The sequence below is a fragment of the Pantoea sp. LMR881 genome (assembly GCF_027157825.1).
Lineage (GTDB): Bacteria > Pseudomonadota > Gammaproteobacteria > Enterobacterales > Enterobacteriaceae > Pantoea > Pantoea haifensis.
The window spans coordinates 3,280,140-3,298,932 of record NZ_JAPVOK010000002.1 but is presented as its reverse complement, the minus strand read 5'-3'; the positions used below and the strand labels follow the sequence as shown (position 1 = coordinate 3,298,932).

At 52.5% G+C, this 18,793-nt stretch carries 16 protein-coding genes and 3 pseudogenes; 4 read left to right on the top strand and 15 right to left on the bottom strand.

Annotated elements, in window-relative coordinates; genetic code table 11:
- Positions 1-68: 68 nt before the first annotated feature.
- Positions 69-1,100 (bottom strand): outer membrane protein assembly factor BamC, encoded by a 1,032-nt coding sequence (gene bamC, locus O3W44_RS17390; RefSeq protein WP_269294024.1) that lies wholly within the window; start codon positions 1,098-1,100, stop codon positions 69-71.
- A gap of 14 nt (positions 1,101-1,114) precedes the next feature.
- Positions 1,115-1,993 (bottom strand): 4-hydroxy-tetrahydrodipicolinate synthase, encoded by an 879-nt coding sequence (gene dapA / locus O3W44_RS17385; RefSeq protein ID WP_269294023.1) that lies wholly within the window; start codon positions 1,991-1,993, stop codon positions 1,115-1,117.
- A 142-nt stretch (positions 1,994-2,135) separates the two neighbouring features.
- Between dapA and O3W44_RS17380 the strand changes: the two genes are divergently transcribed.
- Positions 2,136-2,717, top strand: coding sequence for a glycine cleavage system transcriptional repressor (locus tag O3W44_RS17380; protein WP_442954649.1), 582 nt, complete (start codon positions 2,136-2,138; stop codon positions 2,715-2,717).
- Positions 2,718-2,874: 157 nt separating this feature from the next.
- Positions 2,875-3,342: a thioredoxin-dependent thiol peroxidase gene (gene bcp, locus O3W44_RS17375; RefSeq protein ID WP_269294022.1), complete on the top strand. Its 468-nt coding sequence runs from the start codon at positions 2,875-2,877 to the stop codon at positions 3,340-3,342.
- A gap of 46 nt (positions 3,343-3,388) precedes the next feature.
- On the opposite strand, the gene O3W44_RS17370 is transcribed toward bcp, so the two are convergent.
- The 10 genes and pseudogenes from O3W44_RS17370 to O3W44_RS17325 form a co-directional block, all read right to left on the bottom strand.
- Entirely contained in the window at positions 3,389-4,459 is a 1,071-nt protein-coding gene (locus tag O3W44_RS17370; RefSeq protein ID WP_269294021.1) for an AI-2E family transporter, read from the bottom strand.
- Positions 4,460-4,525: 66 nt separating this feature from the next.
- Positions 4,526-6,123, bottom strand: a pseudogene (locus O3W44_RS17365) (sensor domain-containing diguanylate cyclase).
- A gap of 167 nt (positions 6,124-6,290) precedes the next feature.
- Complete coding sequence (locus O3W44_RS17360; protein WP_269294019.1) at positions 6,291-7,121, bottom strand: phosphodiesterase; 831 nt, start codon at positions 7,119-7,121, stop codon at positions 6,291-6,293.
- A 10-nt stretch (positions 7,122-7,131) separates the two neighbouring features.
- Complete coding sequence (locus O3W44_RS17355; RefSeq protein WP_269294018.1) at positions 7,132-8,121, bottom strand: ABC transporter ATP-binding protein; 990 nt, start codon at positions 8,119-8,121, stop codon at positions 7,132-7,134.
- A complete protein-coding gene (locus tag O3W44_RS17350) occupies positions 8,118-8,933 on the bottom strand; it encodes an ABC transporter permease (RefSeq protein ID WP_269294017.1) in 816 nt (271 codons plus the stop codon). Before O3W44_RS17350 ends, O3W44_RS17355 begins: the two co-directional genes overlap by 4 nt.
- A complete protein-coding gene (locus tag O3W44_RS17345) occupies positions 8,933-9,811 on the bottom strand; it encodes an ABC transporter permease (RefSeq protein WP_269294016.1) in 879 nt (292 codons plus the stop codon). Before O3W44_RS17345 ends, O3W44_RS17350 begins: the two co-directional genes overlap by 1 nt.
- Positions 9,811-10,827, bottom strand: a complete 1,017-nt coding sequence (locus O3W44_RS17340) for an ABC transporter substrate-binding protein (RefSeq protein ID WP_269294015.1) — start codon at positions 10,825-10,827, stop codon at positions 9,811-9,813. The genes O3W44_RS17345 and O3W44_RS17340 overlap by 1 nt, the downstream gene beginning before the upstream one ends.
- Positions 10,811-11,836 (bottom strand): LacI family DNA-binding transcriptional regulator, encoded by a 1,026-nt coding sequence (locus tag O3W44_RS17335; protein ID WP_269294014.1) that lies wholly within the window; start codon positions 11,834-11,836, stop codon positions 10,811-10,813. The genes O3W44_RS17340 and O3W44_RS17335 overlap by 17 nt, the downstream gene beginning before the upstream one ends.
- Positions 11,837-11,959: 123 nt before the next feature.
- Positions 11,960-12,568 (bottom strand): DsrE family protein, encoded by a 609-nt coding sequence (locus O3W44_RS17330; RefSeq protein WP_269294013.1) that lies wholly within the window; start codon positions 12,566-12,568, stop codon positions 11,960-11,962.
- 27 nt (positions 12,569-12,595) lie between these two features.
- Positions 12,596-13,201 carry a DsrE family protein gene (locus O3W44_RS17325; protein WP_269294012.1) on the bottom strand — a complete coding sequence of 202 codons (606 nt, stop codon included), beginning with the start codon at positions 13,199-13,201 and terminating at the stop codon, positions 12,596-12,598.
- Between the two features lie 744 nt (positions 13,202-13,945).
- Here O3W44_RS17325 and O3W44_RS17320 point away from each other — a divergent pair.
- Together O3W44_RS17320 and arsC are read left to right on the top strand one after the other, a co-directional pair.
- Positions 13,946-15,408, top strand: a pseudogene (locus tag O3W44_RS17320) (beta-barrel assembly-enhancing protease).
- Positions 15,409-15,413: 5 nt separating this feature from the next.
- On the top strand, positions 15,414-15,761 hold the full coding sequence (gene arsC / locus O3W44_RS17315) for an arsenate reductase (glutaredoxin) (protein ID WP_269294011.1): 348 nt from the start codon (positions 15,414-15,416) through the stop codon (positions 15,759-15,761).
- Here the strand turns inward: arsC and hda are convergent.
- The 3 genes and pseudogenes from hda to upp all read right to left on the bottom strand — a co-directional run bounded on the left by hda (position 15,758) and on the right by upp (position 18,738).
- Positions 15,758-16,458 (bottom strand): annotated as a pseudogene (hda, locus tag O3W44_RS17310) (DnaA inactivator Hda). The gene arsC and the pseudogene hda sit on opposite strands and share 4 nt — an antisense overlap.
- 95 nt (positions 16,459-16,553) lie before the next feature.
- On the bottom strand, positions 16,554-17,837 hold the full coding sequence (uraA, locus tag O3W44_RS17305) for a uracil permease (protein WP_269294476.1): 1,284 nt from the start codon (positions 17,835-17,837) through the stop codon (positions 16,554-16,556).
- A 274-nt stretch (positions 17,838-18,111) separates the two neighbouring features.
- Entirely contained in the window at positions 18,112-18,738 is a 627-nt protein-coding gene (upp, locus tag O3W44_RS17300; protein WP_269294010.1) for a uracil phosphoribosyltransferase, read from the bottom strand.
- Between the last annotated feature and the right edge of the window lie 55 nt (positions 18,739-18,793).

The window sequence follows — 18,793 nt, the reverse complement described above, 5'->3', positions numbered from 1 at the left end:
TACTTCGCCGCGCGCTATTATGCCAAAAACAAAATAAAAAGGCCGGAGAATCTCCGGCCTGTGATGATTTATTTGTTCAGCGCGCCCTGGAACACGGCCACCAGCGCGTCGTTTTGCGACTGGGTGAGCACGTGGCCTTTTGGATCGATGAACTGCAGGCTGCTGCGGTTGTCGAGATCGCCGACCTGAACTTTATAATCACCGTTTGGTAATTCAGGATCTTTGGCGCCTACTTCATCCCACGTGCTGCTGCCTGGTGATTTGTAGGTGACGTTCATGCTGCCTTGTGAGCGATTGGTGTCGGTCACTTCCATGCCCACACGCTGCATGGCGCCTGGCAAACGTTGCCACGCGACGTTGAACGGCGTGCGCAGCACCAGCATTGGCAAACCGGTGTCATCGGCACCGCTCTGGACATCAATAGCACCACTGACGCGACCTGCTGCGGCATTTTCATTTGCCGTGTCGATCTTATCCAGACCGGTACTGATGTCATTCATCATTTGGGCAGTGTAACGCTGGATCTGTACTGGCGAGGTAATGGTTTTACCTTCCTGTTGCAGTTCAAGCAGACGAACCGTCAGCACTTGCTGATAGCTTTGTGACTGAACGCTGAGTTGGTAACGGCCACGATACTGGTTATCTTCATCAGCACGGTTCCACTGCACCCAGTCGGTGGTCAACTCCTGACCTGCATCGTTGCGCGATGCAATCGGGAATTTATAGGACTGCACAACGTTAACCACTTGCGGCCAGACTAAACCACGGCTGTTTTCAATCATCAGTGCGCCAGTGTTACGACTGTATTGCGCTCGGGTGCCGTTCATCAGCGCCAGAGGCTGCGCTGGTGGGCGGATATCGAGCTGTTTACCGACGGGCGCATTACTGGCGGTACGCGGCACATCGTAATCTCCGCGCTGCACCGGCAAAATCATACCGGCTGGCGCTTTCAGTTCGTGCAATTCGCTGGCCTGCAGATAAGATTCATCACCACTGACCTGACGCTTATAACGCTGATCGCTCGAACATGCCGACAGCAGCATCAGCGTGGAAAGCCCCACCACTGTTGCCACTGTTGACCGCTTAACTGAATAATTCATTCATTCTCCCTAAATTATCGCAAACCCGCTTTAACCAGCGCCTGCTCCACCTTCGGCTGGCCTGCTGCTGTCAGTGGCGTCATCGGCAGACGCAGCGTGTCGTTAGCGATTAATCCTAGCTGTTTTGCTGCCCATTTCACCGGGATAGGATTGGGTTCACTAAAAAGCGTCTGGTGCAGGTGCATCAGACGCTGATTCAAACGGCGTGCTTCGGCAAAATTGCCCTGCTGCGCCAGTGCGCAGAGTTCAACCATTTCGCGTGCAGCGATATTTGCCGTCACGGAAATAACGCCTTTGCCGCCCAGTTGCATGAAATCCAGAGCGGTACCATCGTCGCCGCTCACCAGGATGAATTCATCATCAACCAGCTCTTGGATCTGACTAACACGCGATAAGTTCCCGGTTGCCTCTTTGATTCCGATAATATTTTTTATTTCAGCGAGGCGCGCGACGGTTTCCGGCAGCATGTCACAGCCGGTGCGCGACGGAACGTTGTAGAGCATTTGCGGCAGGCTGGTGCTTTCAGCAATCGCTTTGAAGTGTTGATACAACCCTTCCTGCGTCGGACGGTTGTAATAGGGCGTAACGGTCAGACAGCCCACTACACCGGAATTTTCGAAACGTTTAGTGAGAGAGATCCCTTCTGCGGTGGCGTTTGCGCCGGTTCCGGCAATCACCGGGATGCGGCCCTCAGCTAACTCCAGCGTTTGCAGAACCACATCGCCATGCTCATCATGGCTGAGCGTGGCCGATTCGCCGGTGGTGCCGACGGAAACAATCGCCGCGGTGCCACTGGCGACATGATAATCAACTAGTTTTTTCAGACTCGCACGGCAGACATTACCTTTGTCATCCATCGGCGTGATGAGTGCAACAATACTTCCCGTAAACATTGGCGATCCCCTCGGCAAACAAGTGCCTCATGGTACGTTTTACGCTTAGTGAAAAGCAAGCAAGCCACGCCATTCCGGCGCTTGTCAGCAGTTTTTTTATGTTTACCTTATGGTTATTAGCGAATGCACAGGAAATCCCATTTTGCCGCAATCTCAGCCCCACCATTTGGTTATTACCGCACTTGGCGTTGACCGCCCGGGTATCGTCAATACTATTACCCGCCATGTCAGCAGCTGCGGTTGCAACATTGAAGACAGCCGTCTTGCAATGCTCGGGGATGAGTTCACTTTTATCATGTTGCTTTCAGGTAGCTGGAACGCCATCACCTTGATTGAGTCGACGCTGCCGCTGAAGGGCGCCGAGCTGGAATTGCTGATTGTCATGAAGCGAACCAATGCGAAAGCGCGTCCGCCGATGCCCGATACGGCGCTGGTGCAGGTTGAAGTCCCCGATTCGCCGCACATCATCGAACGCTTTACCGATCTGATTGATAAACATCAGATGAATATTGCCGAACTGGTGTCGCGGATTACGCCCGCCCAACACGATCAGCCGCCAACGCTCTATATTCAAATGACCGCACACAGCCCAACGCGGACAGCAGGCGCGCCATTTGAGCAGGCATTTAATGCGCTTTGTCAGGAATTAAATGCACAAGGTACGCTGCGCCTTTATAGTCTGGCAGAGACAGACAGCGGTGAGCAGGTAACCTCCTCGCGCTAAGCTGTGCGCGTGGTAAACCGGAGCTATTTCCCCACATTACTGTTGCGCCAGTGCGGACAGCTATGTGGTGAAATACCCCTGATGGTAATTTTCTGTTTGGCAGTTTCTCGCCTGATGGTGTATTACCCACAGCATGATTAAAAAATGGAGAGATGTGATGAATCCACTGAAAGCCGGTGATACCGCACCGAAATTTAGCTTGCCCGATCAGGACGGCGAACAAGTAAATTTGACCGACTTCCAGGGACAGCGCGTTCTGGTGTACTTCTACCCGAAAGCGATGACGCCAGGCTGCACCGTACAAGCCTGTGGTCTGCGCGATAATATGGACGAGTTGAAAAAGGCCGGTGTGGAAGTGCTGGGCATCAGCACTGACAAACCCGAAAAGCTGTCGCGTTTTGCTGAAAAAGAGCTACTCAACTTCACGTTGCTTTCTGATGAAGATCATCAGGTTTGTGAGCAATTTGGTATTTGGGGTGAGAAATCTTTTATGGGCAAATCTTACGATGGCATCCATCGCATCAGCTTTTTAATCGATGCAAATGGCAAAATTGAGAAAGTGTTCGACGATTTTAAAACCGCAAACCACCATGACATCGTGCTGGATTATGTAAAAACTGCCTGATGGCGTGCGGGCGCGGCATCTGTTGCCGCCGCGCCCCTCTTTCTTTCTATTGTTGAGGTGACTCTTCCAGTAATCCATCTGGCCAGGCGTGCACCACGGCTTTTACCAGCGTGGCGAGTGGAATGGCAAAGAACACCCCCCAGAATCCCCACAGCCCGCCAAAAATAACCACCGACAGAATAATCACCAGCGGATGCAGATTGACTGCCTCTGAGAACAGGATCGGCACCAGAATGTTGCCATCTAACGCCTGAATAACCAGATAGACGATGAACATCGTCCAAAAATCGCTTCCTAATCCCCACTGAAACAGGCCGACACCCACCACCGGAAGAGTGACTAACATTGCGCCGATATAAGGGATCAGCACCGAAATCCCGACCAGCACTGCCAGTAACAGCGCGTAGTTAAGCCCCAAAAACAGGAATGCCAGCCAACTGGCGATACCTACCACCACCATTTCCAGCACTTTCCCGCGAATGTAATTGGTGATTTGCTGGTTCATTTCTTGCCAGACTACGCCCGCCAGCCCGCGATTGCGCGGCAGTATACGCCGCACTGCGTTCAGCATCTGCTCTTTGTCTTTCAACAAGAAGAAAACCATCAGCGGCACCAGCACCAGATAGATCATCAGCGTCATCAATCCCACCAGGGAGGCCAGTGAATATTTCACGACGGAATCCCCTACGCCGGTTAAACGACCCCGCAAATTCTCCACGATCAGATCGATAATGCCTGCATCCATCAATGCAGGAAAACGCTTTGGCAATCCGGCCGCGAACAGATAGAGCTTGTTGAGCATATTTGGCAGGTCACGCGTCAGGTTGATGCCCTGTTGCCAGGCAACCGGCGCGACAATCAGTACCATGACCAACAAAATACCGGCAAACAGCACCAGCACAATCGAGGTGGCCCAACTGCGTGTGCAGCCAATACGCTGTAAGCGTGTGGTTGGCCACTCCAGCAAGTAAGCCAGGACAACGGCGACCAGCAGCGGTGCGAGTAATCCGCTCAGAAAGAAAAGGATACAGAATCCCGCCAGCAAAATCACTAACAGGGCGATTGCCTGTGGATCGCTGAAACGGCGTTTGTACCATTGAATCAATAAAGCCAGCATACCTTTCTGTCCTTGACCACTTAAAGGACGACGATTGTACCGGATATTACTGGCCTGAAAAGACGCTTAGTGCGACAGGCTTCCTGACAGAGAAAGCGTAGCACCCGCGACAATCACACAGTTACGGCCTGCATGCTTGGCCTGATACAGCGCCGCATCTGCCTGCTTAAGTGTGGTCTCAAAGGACTTCTCTTCGCCGCACCAGGCCGTTACGCCAACAGAAATCGTGATATTACCCACGTCGTCAATCGCGGTGTCGGCGATGCTTTTACGCACGCGCTCGGCTATCTCTCTCGCCTCTTCTGCTGAGCTGCCCGGCAGTAGCATCAAAAATTCCTCTCCTCCACTGCGACAGATCACATCGGTCTGACGTGCGCTGACGCGGAGCGTGCGGGCCACCTGCTGAATAACCCGATCGCCGACATCGTGGCCCCACGTATCGTTGACCTGTTTGAAATGATCGATATCCAGCGCCAGCACGGCAAAGGGTTGCCGCATCGTTTGGTAAAAATTGAGTACGGCGCTTAACCCGCGACGGTTCATTAGCTGTGTCAGCGGATCCGTCTGCGCTTCAGAGTTAAGGCGGCCAATTTTATCCTGCACCAGCCCAATACCGGTCAGCAGTGCCTTTTTGACCTGTGCCGCTTCATAATACCAGGCGCGTATAGCGCCAATCTCTTTCGATACGCCTTGCGCATCCATCTTGCTGGCTTTACGCGCCAGTTGCCACAACGGCAGCGCGATTAATCGCGCCAGGATCACCGCCAGTAACAGTGTTAACAGCGCAAACGGCACCGAATGCTTAATCACTTTCATCAACAAACCCGACAGTGGCTCAAGGGTGACATCCATCGGTTTAAACGCCACCACCATCCAGCCGGTTGTGGGCACAGTGGCGAAACCGGCCAGCCGGGTAGCGTTATCGGCATCGGTAATTTGCAGCGAGCCGTTATTTTTTTCTTCGCGCTCATGTTCGCTGATAAGGGCGGGCACCATTTTACCGATAAGCAGGCTGTTTTGGTGATAGAGCACTTGATTGTTGCTGTCTACCACATAGACGCTGGAGCCATCGCGATAAAATTGCTGACCCAACAGCGCATTCAGGATGCTTTTTTCTTTAAATAAATGGTGCCGCCCACATAGCCAAGATACTGCCCGTCGCGACGCCATACTGGCCATGAGACAAAAACGAGCAAGTTATTGGCTGCGGAAAGGGTTGGCTTGCTAATCATCGGCTGGCGCGTTGCCAGGGCTTCGCGTGAGGCGTCGCTGGTGAGATGCATCCCTTTTAAGGTGAGCGATTCCGGTGAAATGGCTTTGACAGTGCCCTTGCTGTCAACCACGGCCACCGAGTTAAAACTGCTGGTCTGTTCGCGCAATCGGTTAACTTCGGTTGTCAGCAAGGCGTCACTCTCAAAGTCGTTGCCTAACTGAACGGCGCTGTAGTGCAGTTGCGACTGTGCCAGTTGAAAAAAGATTTCGGTCGTCGATGCCAGCTTAGCCGCATAGGCGCGATTGGCTTCCAGCGTACTGTCAATCAGTACCATGCGCTGCACGCGCCACGTTGCATACATCGCATTAGTTAAGGTCACCACAATGCTGGCGATAACCAGCAAAGCGATTAAGGTACGCAGATCCGTTTTTGGACGTAGGCGCATTAGCATGGCGTTGCCGCCACAGTAAATTTCATCATTGGTGTGCCCGACTCTATTGTTTTTGTTGGTGTTTATAACGTGCCCTGGTCATACGGGGAGTAATTGTACACCCTGAAATAAACTTAGAGCACATTTAAGGCGGTCGGCACCGCTGAAAAGTTTTGCTTTTACTGGCGCTAATCGATTAATCCGTTTTTATCATAAAATGGCCAGGGGCCGGAATAGCTGCCGATGGCACACTGATGCGTTGTCATCCCTTGCCGGGGATGCCAGCGATGCAGTAAAAAGCCCGGCGGTTCCAGCACAAAGTGGGCGGGACCGTCACTCTGCAAATCAAACGCCACCTGATGTGATACACCCGGTGCGCTACACGCCAGCGTTCCCGCAAAACGCATCTGCATGCTGCGATGCAAATGCCCGCATAACACGCGCTCTACCTGCGGATGCTGATTGATCACTGCCGCCAGCGCATCCGGATTGCGCAACCGCTGGCGATCCATATGATCGATACCGCTGGCGAAAGGCGGATGGTGCAGCATCACCAGCGTGGGCAGTTTCGGCTCATGCAGCAAGGCCTCTGCCAGCCAGTTCAGTTGTTCTTCATCGACATAACCCCAGGGCTGTTGCGGTACGCTGGAGTCAAGCGCCAGCAGCTTTACGCCATTGACGGTGAGTTGCCAGTTAAGCGTGGCGCCGCGTTGCAAATAGGCATGATCGGGAAACGCATCCCGTAGCGCCTGGCGATCGTCATGATTACCGGGCATCAGATAAAAAGGCAACTGCAAGCGACGCAGTATTTGCCACAGCGTTTGATACTCCTCGGCTGTGCCGAAATCGACTAAATCACCGGTAATCACAACGATATCGGGACGCGGTTGCAGTGCATTTAACGTCCCGATGGCACGCAGTAACGCGGCCTGCGTATCTACTTTTTTATAAGACAGGCGGCCCTGCGCCTTGATGTGCAAATCACTAATTTGCGCAATCAACGTTGGTTGAACAGACACGTTCCCTTCCTCACAATATTCTGAATTCAAGTGCGGCGTTTTCGGCCAGTGACCAGGTAATGCATTGCCCGGCATGCCAGGGCTCTCGTGCATGTCGATCAACCTGAATCGGCTTATCCATACCAATATCAATCAGTAAGCGTTGGGTCGCGCCCAAAAAAGTACTGCCGATAACGAAACCGTGCTGGTTGTAGCGCCTGTCTTCTGCCAGCAGCACATCTTCGGGACGGCAAAACCGACGCGGAAAGCCGTGTCGATCAACATCAATGCAGTTAATCGCGCCGACAAAATCAGCGACAAAACGTGAAGCCGGGCGTTGATAAATCGCTTGTGGTGTGTCGAGCTGTACCAGTTTGCCCTGCTCCATTACCGCGATACGATCGCCCAGCGCCATCGCTTCCTGCTGGTCGTGGGTAACGTAGACGGCGGTGATCGCCAGTTTCTTGAGCAAAGTACCGATCTCCAGTCGCAGACGCTCACGCAGTCTGGCGTCAAGCGCCGCCAGCGGTTCATCAAACAGCAGGACTTTAGGCCGCGCAGCCAGGGCACGCGCCAGGGCTACCCGCTGTTTTTGTCCGCCAGAGAGCTTGTCGATGCTGCGATGCGCCAGATGTGTCAGATCCACCAGCGCCAGCATCTCTGTGACACGCGCTTCCCGTTCGATGCGCGGAATGCCCTGTACTTTGAGTCCGTAAGCGACGTTTTGCGCCACGTTGAGGTTAGGAAACAGCGCGTAGTTTTGAAAAACCATGCCGACATTGCGTCGCTCAATGGGCAAATCCGTGACGTTACGATCGTCAAACCACACCTGGCCTTGATCGTCACTCCTTTCCAGTCCGCTGATGATGCGCAGCGTTGTGGTCTTACCACAGCCAGACGGCCCCAGCAGCACCAGGGTTTCACCTGCCTGAATAGTAAGATCCAGCGGATGCAGCGCAACATGTTCATTGAAGCGGCGCGAACAGTCGCGCAGCGTGACGGTAACGGCATCGTTCATCATGCCTTCTCCTTAATTTCGTGTCGCAAAGATTGCCGATCCAGCCAGTGATTACAGGCATTTAGCATCAGTAACAGCGGTAATATCATTAAAATAAACACCAGCGTATAAGCAGAACCGACTTCCAGACGCAGAGAGGCGTAGCTGTCTGCCAGACCAACGGGCAAAGTTTTGGTGAGCGGCGTGTGCAGCATCCAGGTGATATTGAATTCACCTACCGATAAGGTGATCACCATAAAAGCGCCCGCCAGGATGCCGTTACGGCAGTTGGGTATCACGACGGTAAAAAAACGGCGCCAGAACCCGGCGCCCAGGCTGGCTGCCGCTTCTTCCATGCGTGGCAGTTGAATCGCCTGCATTACCGCCAGAACCGGACGGATCATAAAGGGCAAGGTAAACAGCACATGGCCAATCAGGATGAACAGCCAGCTATCACGCAGTGCGTTGAACTGGCCATACAGTAAAATGATGCCGAGTGCCGTGGCTAAACCCGGTAGCGCCACCGGCAACATCAGGCACTCTTCAATGCGGGCGGCCCAGCGAGAGGGCGATTTAAGCAGTCCCCATGCCGCCGGCACGCCAATGATCACCGTGACCAGTAAACAGCTCACGGCGATCAGCAGTGATAACCAGAAAGTGTCGGCGTACATCTCCCAGACCTGTTCAACCCATTTCAGCGTCAGGCCACTGCGCAGGCCGATAAAATAGTTTTGCGTGACGCCCGCCAGCATTGATAGCAGCACCGGCACAATCATGAAGAGTACCGTCAGTACGGTGACGGTGATTTGCAGATAAAACAGTCCACGGCGCTTCATCAGCTATTCTCTTCTTTCGTGTGCGTGAGCATCCGCGTCAGCATTAATCCCAGCCAGGCTACTCCGCCCATCACCACTGACAGCGCGGCAGCAGTGGCAAAATTGGCATAATTAGTGAACTCACCATAAATCGTTAGCGGCAGGACGTTCAGATCGGTGCCGAGCGTAAAAGCGGTGCCAAACGCGCCCATGCTGGTGGCAAAGCAGAGTGCGCCACTGGAGAGCAGCGCGGGTTTTAATCCGGGCACAATCACATCCCACACGATGCGCCACTGGCTGGCCCCAAGCGAACGCGCTGCCTCTTCTAATGAGCGATCCAGTTTTTCGCTCGCTGCAACCAGCGTGACAATGGCGCGTGGCAGAGAGAAATAGAGATACCCCATAAACAGGCCGCTTAACGAATAGGCCAGCGTCCAGCGTTCATGAAACAGCCCCAGGCTTAGCTGGGCGAGCACGCCCTGACGTCCGGCTAACATCACCACCAGAAAACCCACCACTACGCCTGGAAATGCCAGCGGAAACGTCAGTAAAGCCAGCAGCGTGCCGCGCCCCACAAAGTGCTGGCGCGCCAGAAAACAGCCCACTATTGCGGCGATTGCTAAGGTCATCAGCGTGACCGCCAGCGATAGCAGGACGGTATTCACCAGACTTTGCAAATATTGCGGCTGGCTGATTACGGTCCAGTAGCCGCTGTGCTGCGTGCTGCGATCGAGTGTCATGCCAGTTTGTACCAGGCGGGCAAAAGGCAGCAGCCAGAAAGCCGCAAAAAAAAGCAATGCAGGCAACAGCATCCATGGCCAGCGTGCCGCTGACTGGCGGTGACGGGGCCGACGGCGCAAGGCCGTCGGTAAACCGCTGCGGGCGTCAAACATCGCCATCAGCGGATCTCGCTCAGATAGCGGGCTGAGAAAGCTTTCTGCGCTTCTGCCATTTGTTGGTAGTCAACCGTCTGCGCGCGGGCGTAATCACTGTCCGGCAGGAAACGTTTTTTAGCTTCCGCCGATATAGCCGATGGACGGACCGGACGTAACCAGGCATTGGCCCAAATAGCCTGGCCTTTATCAGACAAAACGTAATCAATCACTTTTTTGCCGTTGTCCGGATGAGGCGCGCCTTTTACCAGGCTGATAACGTAAGGCACTGTTACCGTGCCTTCCTGAGGGATCACAAAGGCGACGTTGGCATGATCTTTGTACTTAGCGCGGTAGGCGTTGAAATCGTAATCGAGCAGAATCGGGATCTCGCCGGAGATCAGGCGCGCATAGGCGGTTTGCTTAGGAACGATCGGCTGGTTTGCCTGTAATTTTTTAAACCAGGTCAGCGCAGGCGTGAAATCCTTCATGTTGCCGCCTTTGGCCTGATTCACCGCAACTGCTGCAACATAACCCACAAAGGCGCTGGCCGGGTCCAGATACCCCACCATGCCTTTGTATTCCGGCTTCAGCAAATCGTCCCATGATTGAGGCACAGGCGCGCCACCCAGCGCATCGACATTCACCATAAATCCCATAGTGCCGGAATGCAGCGCAACCCATTTGCCGTCGGGATCTTTCATGCCGGCCGGAATGTGATCCCAGTTTGCGGGTTTGTAATCAGCAATGACTCCGGTTGCGGCCGCCTGTATACCAAAGCTGACGCCGTAATAGACCACGTCGGCGACCGGATTGTTTTTCTCTGCGACTAATTGCGCCAGCGACTGGCCAGAGTTTTTATTATCCTGTGGCACCTGAATGCCGGTATCTTTAGCGATCGCTTTTAACTGAGTGCCCCAGTCAGCCCATTCCGGCGGGCAGTTGTAGCAGATGGCATTTTCAGCCGCCTGCGTCAGGGGAGTAAACAGACTGCAAGCGGCAAACAGCGCCGCGCCCATTCTCATTTTATTTTGTGATGACATGATGTTTCCCTGGTGTTGACGAAATAAACGCGGGGGCGATGCTCTCGCCTAATCGCAGATGATGTGCCAGCAGGCGCGTGCCTGCCTGACTGGGCTGTAAAAGTATGTCAATGGCACAGGCACCCAACATATCGCCGGGCTGAACGATGCTCGCTAAGGAAGGAGAGAGCTGCTCGCCAATATCGGTGCCATCGAAACCCATCACTGAAAGCTGTTGCGGCACCTTAACGCCAGCACGCGCAGCCGCACCCACCAGGCTGATTGCCAGCAAATCGTTACTGCAAATCACGGCGGTAAGCGGCGTTGCGCTGTTAATCAGCGGCAGTAAGGGGTGAAAATCGGATCGGGTATGGCTGGGCATTTCAACCAGGGCTTGTGGCGTAACGCCAGCCTGCTGCATGGCATCGCAATATCCCAGATAACGCTGTCGCGCGCGGTCTGACTGCAATACTGGCCCGGCGGCCATGACAATGTGTCGGTGACCGAGCGCCAGTAAATGTGCCGTAGCCTCCGCCATCGCCCGACGGTTATCGACACAAACCGCAGGCCAGGGCTGGGTTTGCGGAACGTTATGCGCCAGTACAAACGGCATTTGCGCATCGGCCAGCTTAGGCAATACCGCGCTGCTGTCAGCGTCTGCAACCGTTAACACCAGGCCTGCAACCCGCTGGCGTAGCATGTGTTCAACAATTTCAGCTTCACGATCGGGTTGATAATCACTGGTCGCGACCAGCAAACCGTAACCCGCCTGCCGAGCCTGCCGCTCCATCGCCTGCAGTTGTTGAGCAAAGATTGGATTAAGCAAAGAAGGCAGCAGCACGCCAAGCGTGGTTGAGCTTTGAGTACGTAACTGACGCGCAATGTGGTTAGGACGAAAGCCGAGCTGCTCAGACGCATCAAGCACTTTCTGTCTGGTGCTCTCTTTTAACAGATGAGGATCGGAGAAAGCGCGCGCGGCTGTGGCGCGTGATACCCCTGCCAGTCTGGCTACGCTGTTTAAATCGGTCATGTCGCCCCTGTTTACCGTTAATGAGATCGATCTCATTGGCGCTTAAACTAGCGGCGATTCATGACAGCTCAATCGCGGAAAAATGACAAATCAATGACAGCGGCGAAGACGCCGCTGGAGGATTTACAGCATCAAAAAGGCATAACCTTCGTTTTGCAGCGTAGCAACGGTGGTGCCGCTTGAGAGCGTGTGGGTCACCATTGGGTCAATCCAGTCACGCTCCAGCTTGTGGAAAGCCACCGACTGATCGCAAATGGAGACCTGAATGCCCGCTTTTTTCAACTCGCTGATCAGTTTCAGGTTTGGGTTATCGACGCCATATGCTTTACGGAACTGTTCGTTATTCAGCGCGGCCGGTACGGCATCACTATTAATTGACACGACAAATTTCAACTGGTCGAGCGGAACACCGGCAGCATAATAAAGGTTTGTCACTCGCGCTACGCGTTCCAGACCTAAATTAGGCTGACGAATATCGCCTTCGCTACGGTTAATTTGAAAAACGACTTTATTACTTAAGCCCTCCACCGTTCCCGGTTTATAGGCTGGCGCATCGACATAATGTATTTTACCGAACCCTTCAATGGCGGGCGTGATCCAGAAATTAGCGGGCTCTGCTTTATTATCAGCAAATTTCCCACTGAACTTATCGACTAATTCCGGGAGTTGTAAAACATTGCCACCTATAAATCCGGCTACGGCAGCGACTACAATACAGGCTGCTGGACGCATCGCTTGTTCTCCTGCTAATGAAATAAATTACATTTGCAACCATGCATAGCCCTGATTTTGCAGGGTTGAAACGGTGGTTGGGCTGGAAAGCGCATGAACAACTGATTTATCTATCCACTCATTGGGATAATGATGAAAAGCGACTGACTGATCGCAGACAGATACTTTTACGCCAAGCTTATTTAATTGATTAATTAATTTAAGATTAGGGTTATCCGCGCCATAAAGCTGCCTGAAATGATGATTATCAAGCATTGCGGGTGTCGCATCGCCGGTGACTGATACCACAAAATTTAACTGATCAGCGGGTACACCAGAAGCAATATATAAATTCACCACGCGCGCGACACGCTCCAGGCCAAGATTGGTTTTGGTCATTGCCCCGTCGCTACGGGTAATTTGAAATACAATCTTATTACTTAATCCCACCACGGGTTTAAATGCAGCATCCGCTTCATAATGAATTTTTCCATAACCGTCGACGGCAGGCGTACTCCAGAAATCTGCCGGATCCTCGGGCTGTTCAGAAAAATGCTGCAGGACTTTATCGTAAATAACGCCACTTTGGATGATACCTGCGCCAATAACACCGCCGATGATGGCAATGAGCGCATAGGATAGAGCTGAACGCATAAAGACTTTCTCCAGCTAACAACGCATTCAAGTTTGATAGTAAAAAAGCGTCGCTTATCTATATCACAGCGTATCGAAATTGAGCGCACCGATAAAATCGCGCCACAGGAAAATTAGTTTTAATTGAAATTATCAACAAGGATTATCAAGTAATTTTTTAAATGGTAATCAGCGCATCGCAAATTAAATCCTGGCACTTAAAAAGACCCAATAAAAAGAGAAACAGTGGCGAGTGGAGAAATTTTATCAGGCCATATTTTTGTAGATATAAATATTATTGCCTCTCTCTTCGATAAAAATCATTAAGCCTGCGTCGGGCCTTGCCTTAACAATTTGCGCTATTTTTTCAGAGTAAACCTGGAAAATTTCATGCCATCTTCAGTTTTTTTGAGTAATTTTACATAACTTTAAAAATGGTATCATGAGCTTTGGGTGTAATCCGAGGCCGCTATAACGTCAATTAACGCGATTATTTATTAAGCGATACGGTTTTAACTGAACAGATCGTTCAGTTTGTTTCATTCACCGGGAAAATATCTTTTTGTTGAGGTTTTTTCGACATTCAATTTTTTGCTACAAGCTGACGATAATGTCAGTTGATTTCAGCCCGGTTAAGCAGAAATGCACATTTCTTTATCATCTGGCTGTGGTTAAGATACGCACCTTGTGTGATGACTTCTTACTAAAAAGAACATTGCCGCTGCGCAACTGTCTAAGGTCAGGCCTTCTCTACAGGATTAGATTATGTTGAACCGGTTTAAAAAAACGCTGCTTACCGCGCTCATTCCCGCGCTGACACTGACCAGTGTGCTCCCTGCCAGAGCAGATGTGAGCGATTCCTTACCGGACATCGGCACCACTGCCGGTTCAACGCTATCCATTAACCAGGAACTGCAGATGGGGGATTTTTATGTGCGCCAGCTACGCGCCAGTGCCCCCTTAATTAATGATCCGCTTTTGAATCAATATATTAATCAGCTTGGTCAGCGCCTGGTTGCGCATGCGGATGCGGTAAAAACCCCTTTCACTTTTTCCTGATTCAAAATGATGAACTGAACGCCTTCGCTTTCTTTGGCGGGAATGTTGTGCTGCATGCCGCATTGTTTCGCTTCACAGAAAATGAAAGCCAGCTGGCCTCGGTAATCGCGCACGAAATATCCCACGTTACCCAGCGCCATCTGGCTCGCGCCATGGAAGATCAAAAACGCAATGCGCCCCTGACCTGGGTAGGCGCGCTGGGATCGATCCTGTTAGCCATGGCGAATCCGCAGGCCGGTATGGCGGCACTCACCGGTACGCTGGCGGGCACCCAGCAAGGCCTGATTAGCTTTACTCAAGGCAACGAGCAGGAAGCGGATCGCATTGGCATTCAGGTGTTACAGCGGGCGGGATTTGATCCACAAGCCATGCCAAACTTTTTACAAAAGCTGGCCGATCAAACACGTTTCTCTTCTAAGCCACCTGAAATTTTGCTCACTCACCCGTTACCGGACAGCCGCCTTGCCGATGCCCGTAACCGTGCGAATCAAATGCGTCCCGTGGTGGTGCAATCTTCAGAAGATTTCTATTTCGCAAAAGTGCGTTTGCTGGGCATGTATGCCACCGGTCGTAACCAGCTTACGGATGAATTGTTAACGCAGTACGCTAATGGCAATGCGCGCGAACAGCTGGCGTCACAATATGGTAAAGCGGTGCAGTTTTTGCAGGCTAAAAACTTCGCTAATGCGAAAAAGATCATTGCTCCCTTACTGGCAAAACAGCCCGGTAACGTCTGGTTTCTCGATATCATGTCAGACATTGAGATCGGCCTGAATCAACCGCAGCAGGCTATTACATTGCTGAATAACGCCAGCGGCGTTAAAAACAGTCCGGTGGTGCAACTGAACCTGGCAAATGCCTACGTCGAAGCGAAGCAGCCCGCCAATGCCAGTCGCATTCTTAATCGTTATACCTGGGCGAATAAAGACGATCCCAACGGTTGGGATTTACTGGCGCAGGCCTCGGCTCAGCAAGGCTTAAATGATGAAGAGTTGTCGGCGCGGGCAGAGAGCCTGGCGTTGAACGGACAGCTTGATCAGGCAATTTCCGCCCTGAGCAGCGCCAGTGCGCAGGTGCCGCTCGGCAGCCTGAAACAGGCGCGCTATGATGCCCGTATCGATCAGTTACGCCAGTTGCAACAACGCTTCAAACAGTATCAAAAAGGATAACTATTATGGTGACCATTTATCACAATCCGCGCTGTAGCAAGAGCCGGGAAACGCTGGCGCTGTTGCAGCAGCACGGTGTTGAACCTGACGTTGTGCTCTATCTGGAAACGCCGCCGGATCGTGAAACAGTACAAATTTTGCTGAAAAAATTGGGCATGACGAGCGCCCGCCAACTGATGCGCACCAGAGAGGATCTGTATAAAACTCTGGCATTGGGCGACAGCGAAAAAAGTGAAAGCGAACTGATTGAGGCGCTGGTCGCCCATCCAAAACTGATTGAGCGTCCTGTCGTGATTAAAGGTGAGCAGGCGCGACTGGGACGCCCGCCAGAAGCGGTACTTGATATTCTTTAGAGGCCGAGCGTCTCTTTAACAAACGGAATGGTTAATTTGCGCTGGGCGCTGATTGAAGCCCGATCGAGCCGATCCAGCGTTTCAAACAGCGTGCGCATTTCGCGATCGAGTCGTTTCAACATAAAGCGGCCCACATCTTCGGGTAGCTCAAACCCACGCAGCCCGGCACGTAATTGCAGCGCCTGTAATTTATCTTCATCAGACAACGGCTGTAATCGGTAAATTTGCCCCCAGTCCAGGCGTGACGCCAAATCGGGAAGCTGTAAATTGAGCTGGCGTGGCGGGCGATCGCCCGTGATCAGCAAGCGGGTATTACCGGTTTCCAGAATGCGGTTATAGAGATCAAAAATCGCCATTTCCCATTCTGCTTCACCCGCAATACATTCAATATTATCGATGCACACCAGCGGCAGCTGTTCCATGCCATCCAACACTTCCGGCACGAACCAGGTGCGTTTGTCTAGCGGGACATATCCCACCGCTTCACCGCGTGCCGACATTTCCGCACAGGCAGCGTGCAGCAAATGACTCCGGCCTCCGCCTTCGCGTGACCAGAAATAGAGATAGCTACCATGGTGTTGGCTGAGTGCGCCTTTGAGCGCGGCAATCAGCGACGGGTTTTCCCCGGCCAGAAGCTGGCAAAGGTTTCGTCGTCAGGTAAATAGAGTGGCAATGACAATTGTGCCGGCGTGTTCAGAAGCACCTCAGCAAGCGAACAAGCTAAAAAACCGGAGAAGTCTACCACAGTTTTAGAAAAGAGATGAATGGGGCTTCCCTGCCCCGCGATGGTGTTTAGTGACCGCTTTTTTCTTCAGCGTCCAGCACCACTTCTTCCGGGCGTAGTAATGAAATGACCCGGAAAATCAGCGCCAGGCCAACACCAACAAGGGTCGCCAGCGCCATGCCTTTCAATTCAGCGGCACCAATGTGTACTTTCGCGCCGCTCACGCCAATGATCAAAATCACCGAAGTCAGGATCAGGTTTTGTGCTTTGTTGTAATCCACTTTTGATTCGATCAGCACACGGATACCGGAAGCGCCGATTACGCCATACAGCAGCAATGAGACGCCGCCCATTACCGGCACCGGGATCGCCTGAATAGCCGCAGCCAGTTTGCCGACACAGGAGAGCAAAATAGCCAGAATCGCTGCTCCGCCAATCACCCAGGTGCTGTAAACGCGGGTGATGGCCATCACGCCGATATTTTCGCCATAGGTGGTGTTCGGAGTAGAACCGAAGAAGCCGGAAATCATGGTGGAAAACCCGTTGGCAAACATTGAACGATGCAAACCGGGATCGCGAATTAAATCTTTTTTCACGATATTGGCGGTAACCACCAGATGTCCGACGTGTTCGGCAATCACAACCAGCGCCGCGGGCAGAATAGTCAGCATCGCTACCCACTCAAAACGTGGCGTATAAAAAGTCGGAAGCGCAAACCACGGCGCGTTATACACGCCGCTCCAGTCGACGATGCCCATAAAGAAAGAGAGTGCGTACCCCACCAGCACCCCAACCAGAATAGGAATGATGGCGAGGAAACCGCGAAACAGCACCGAACCGAATACCGTAACGGCCAGCGTAACCAGCGAAATGATCACTGTTTTACTGTCTGGCGCACTGCCTTCTGTTGGTAGCAGGCCCGCCATGTTTGCTGCTACACCTGCCAGCTCCAGACCGATCACGGCAACAATCGCGCCCATAGCCGCAGGCGGAAACATCACGTCGAGCCAACCGGTGCCCGCTTTTTTTACCACCAGCGCCACGATACAAAACAGCAGGCCACACAAGATAAACCCGCCCAGTGCGACTTCGTAACCGAGCGGCAACAGCAACAGCACCGGTGAAATAAAGGCAAAGCTGGAGCCTAAATAGGCCGGGATTTTACCTTTACAGATAAACAGATAGAGAAGCGTGCCGATGCCATTAAACAGCAACACCGTAGCCGGGTTGATGTGAAAAAGAATCGGCACCAGCACCGTCGCACCAAACATGGCGAACAGATGTTGCAGGCTGAGTGGAATGGTTTTCAGTAACGGCGGTCTTTCGTTAACGCCGATGGCACGACGAGTCATCATTTATCCCCTTTCCCCGCTGTTCTTCAGGCTGGCGGACGTTGGCCGCTTTCGTTCACCCGAATGACTCAGAGAGATTGATTGTTGTGTTTTTGGCTAAAAAAAGCCGACTCTGTGGTCGGCGTTATTAAAATTTTTTCTGCATGAACAGGCCGGGCGCAATAGATGAAGATAATGTGCTGCCAGCGCAAAGAAACGTCGCGTACGGAGGTACGAGAAGATTTCGAGCCCTGCCCGAAAACAAAGTGACAAGCAACGTCGCCCGGAACGATCATTATTTTGTGCCGAAAATCTTATCCCCGGCATCGCCAAGGCCCGGAATAATGTAACCTTTCTCGTTCAGTCCCTGATCGACCGAGGCGGTGTACAGCTCAACATCCGGGTGCGCTTTTTCCAGTGCCGCGATCCCTTCCGGCGCAGCCACCAGCACCAGCACCTTAATGCTGCTGCAACCGGCTTTCTTCAGCAGGTCGATGGTGGCGATCATTGAGCCACCGGTAGCCAGCATCGGATCAACAACCAGTGCCAGACGCTCTTCAATATTAGAAACCAGTTTCTGGAAATAAGGCACTGGCTCCAGCGTCTCTTCGTCACGGTAGATGCCAACTACGCTGATGCGTGCGCTTGGTACATGCTCCAGCACACCTTCCATCATGCCAAGGCCCGCACGCAGGATCGGTACAACCGTGATTTTTTTACCTTTGATTTGATCGACTTGCACCGGGCCGTTCCAGCCCTCAATCGTTACGCTTTCGGTTTCCAGGTCAGCGGTGGCTTCGTAGGTCAGCAGACTGCCGACCTCAGATGCCAGCTCGCGGAAACGCTTCGTGCTGATATCATGCTCACGCATCAGGCCCAGTTTATGTTTGACCAGCGGGTGTTTAACTTCCACGATCTTCATTGTTGTTCTCCCGGAATGAGTTGAGCTAAAAAAAAATCGCGGGATTATACCGCCT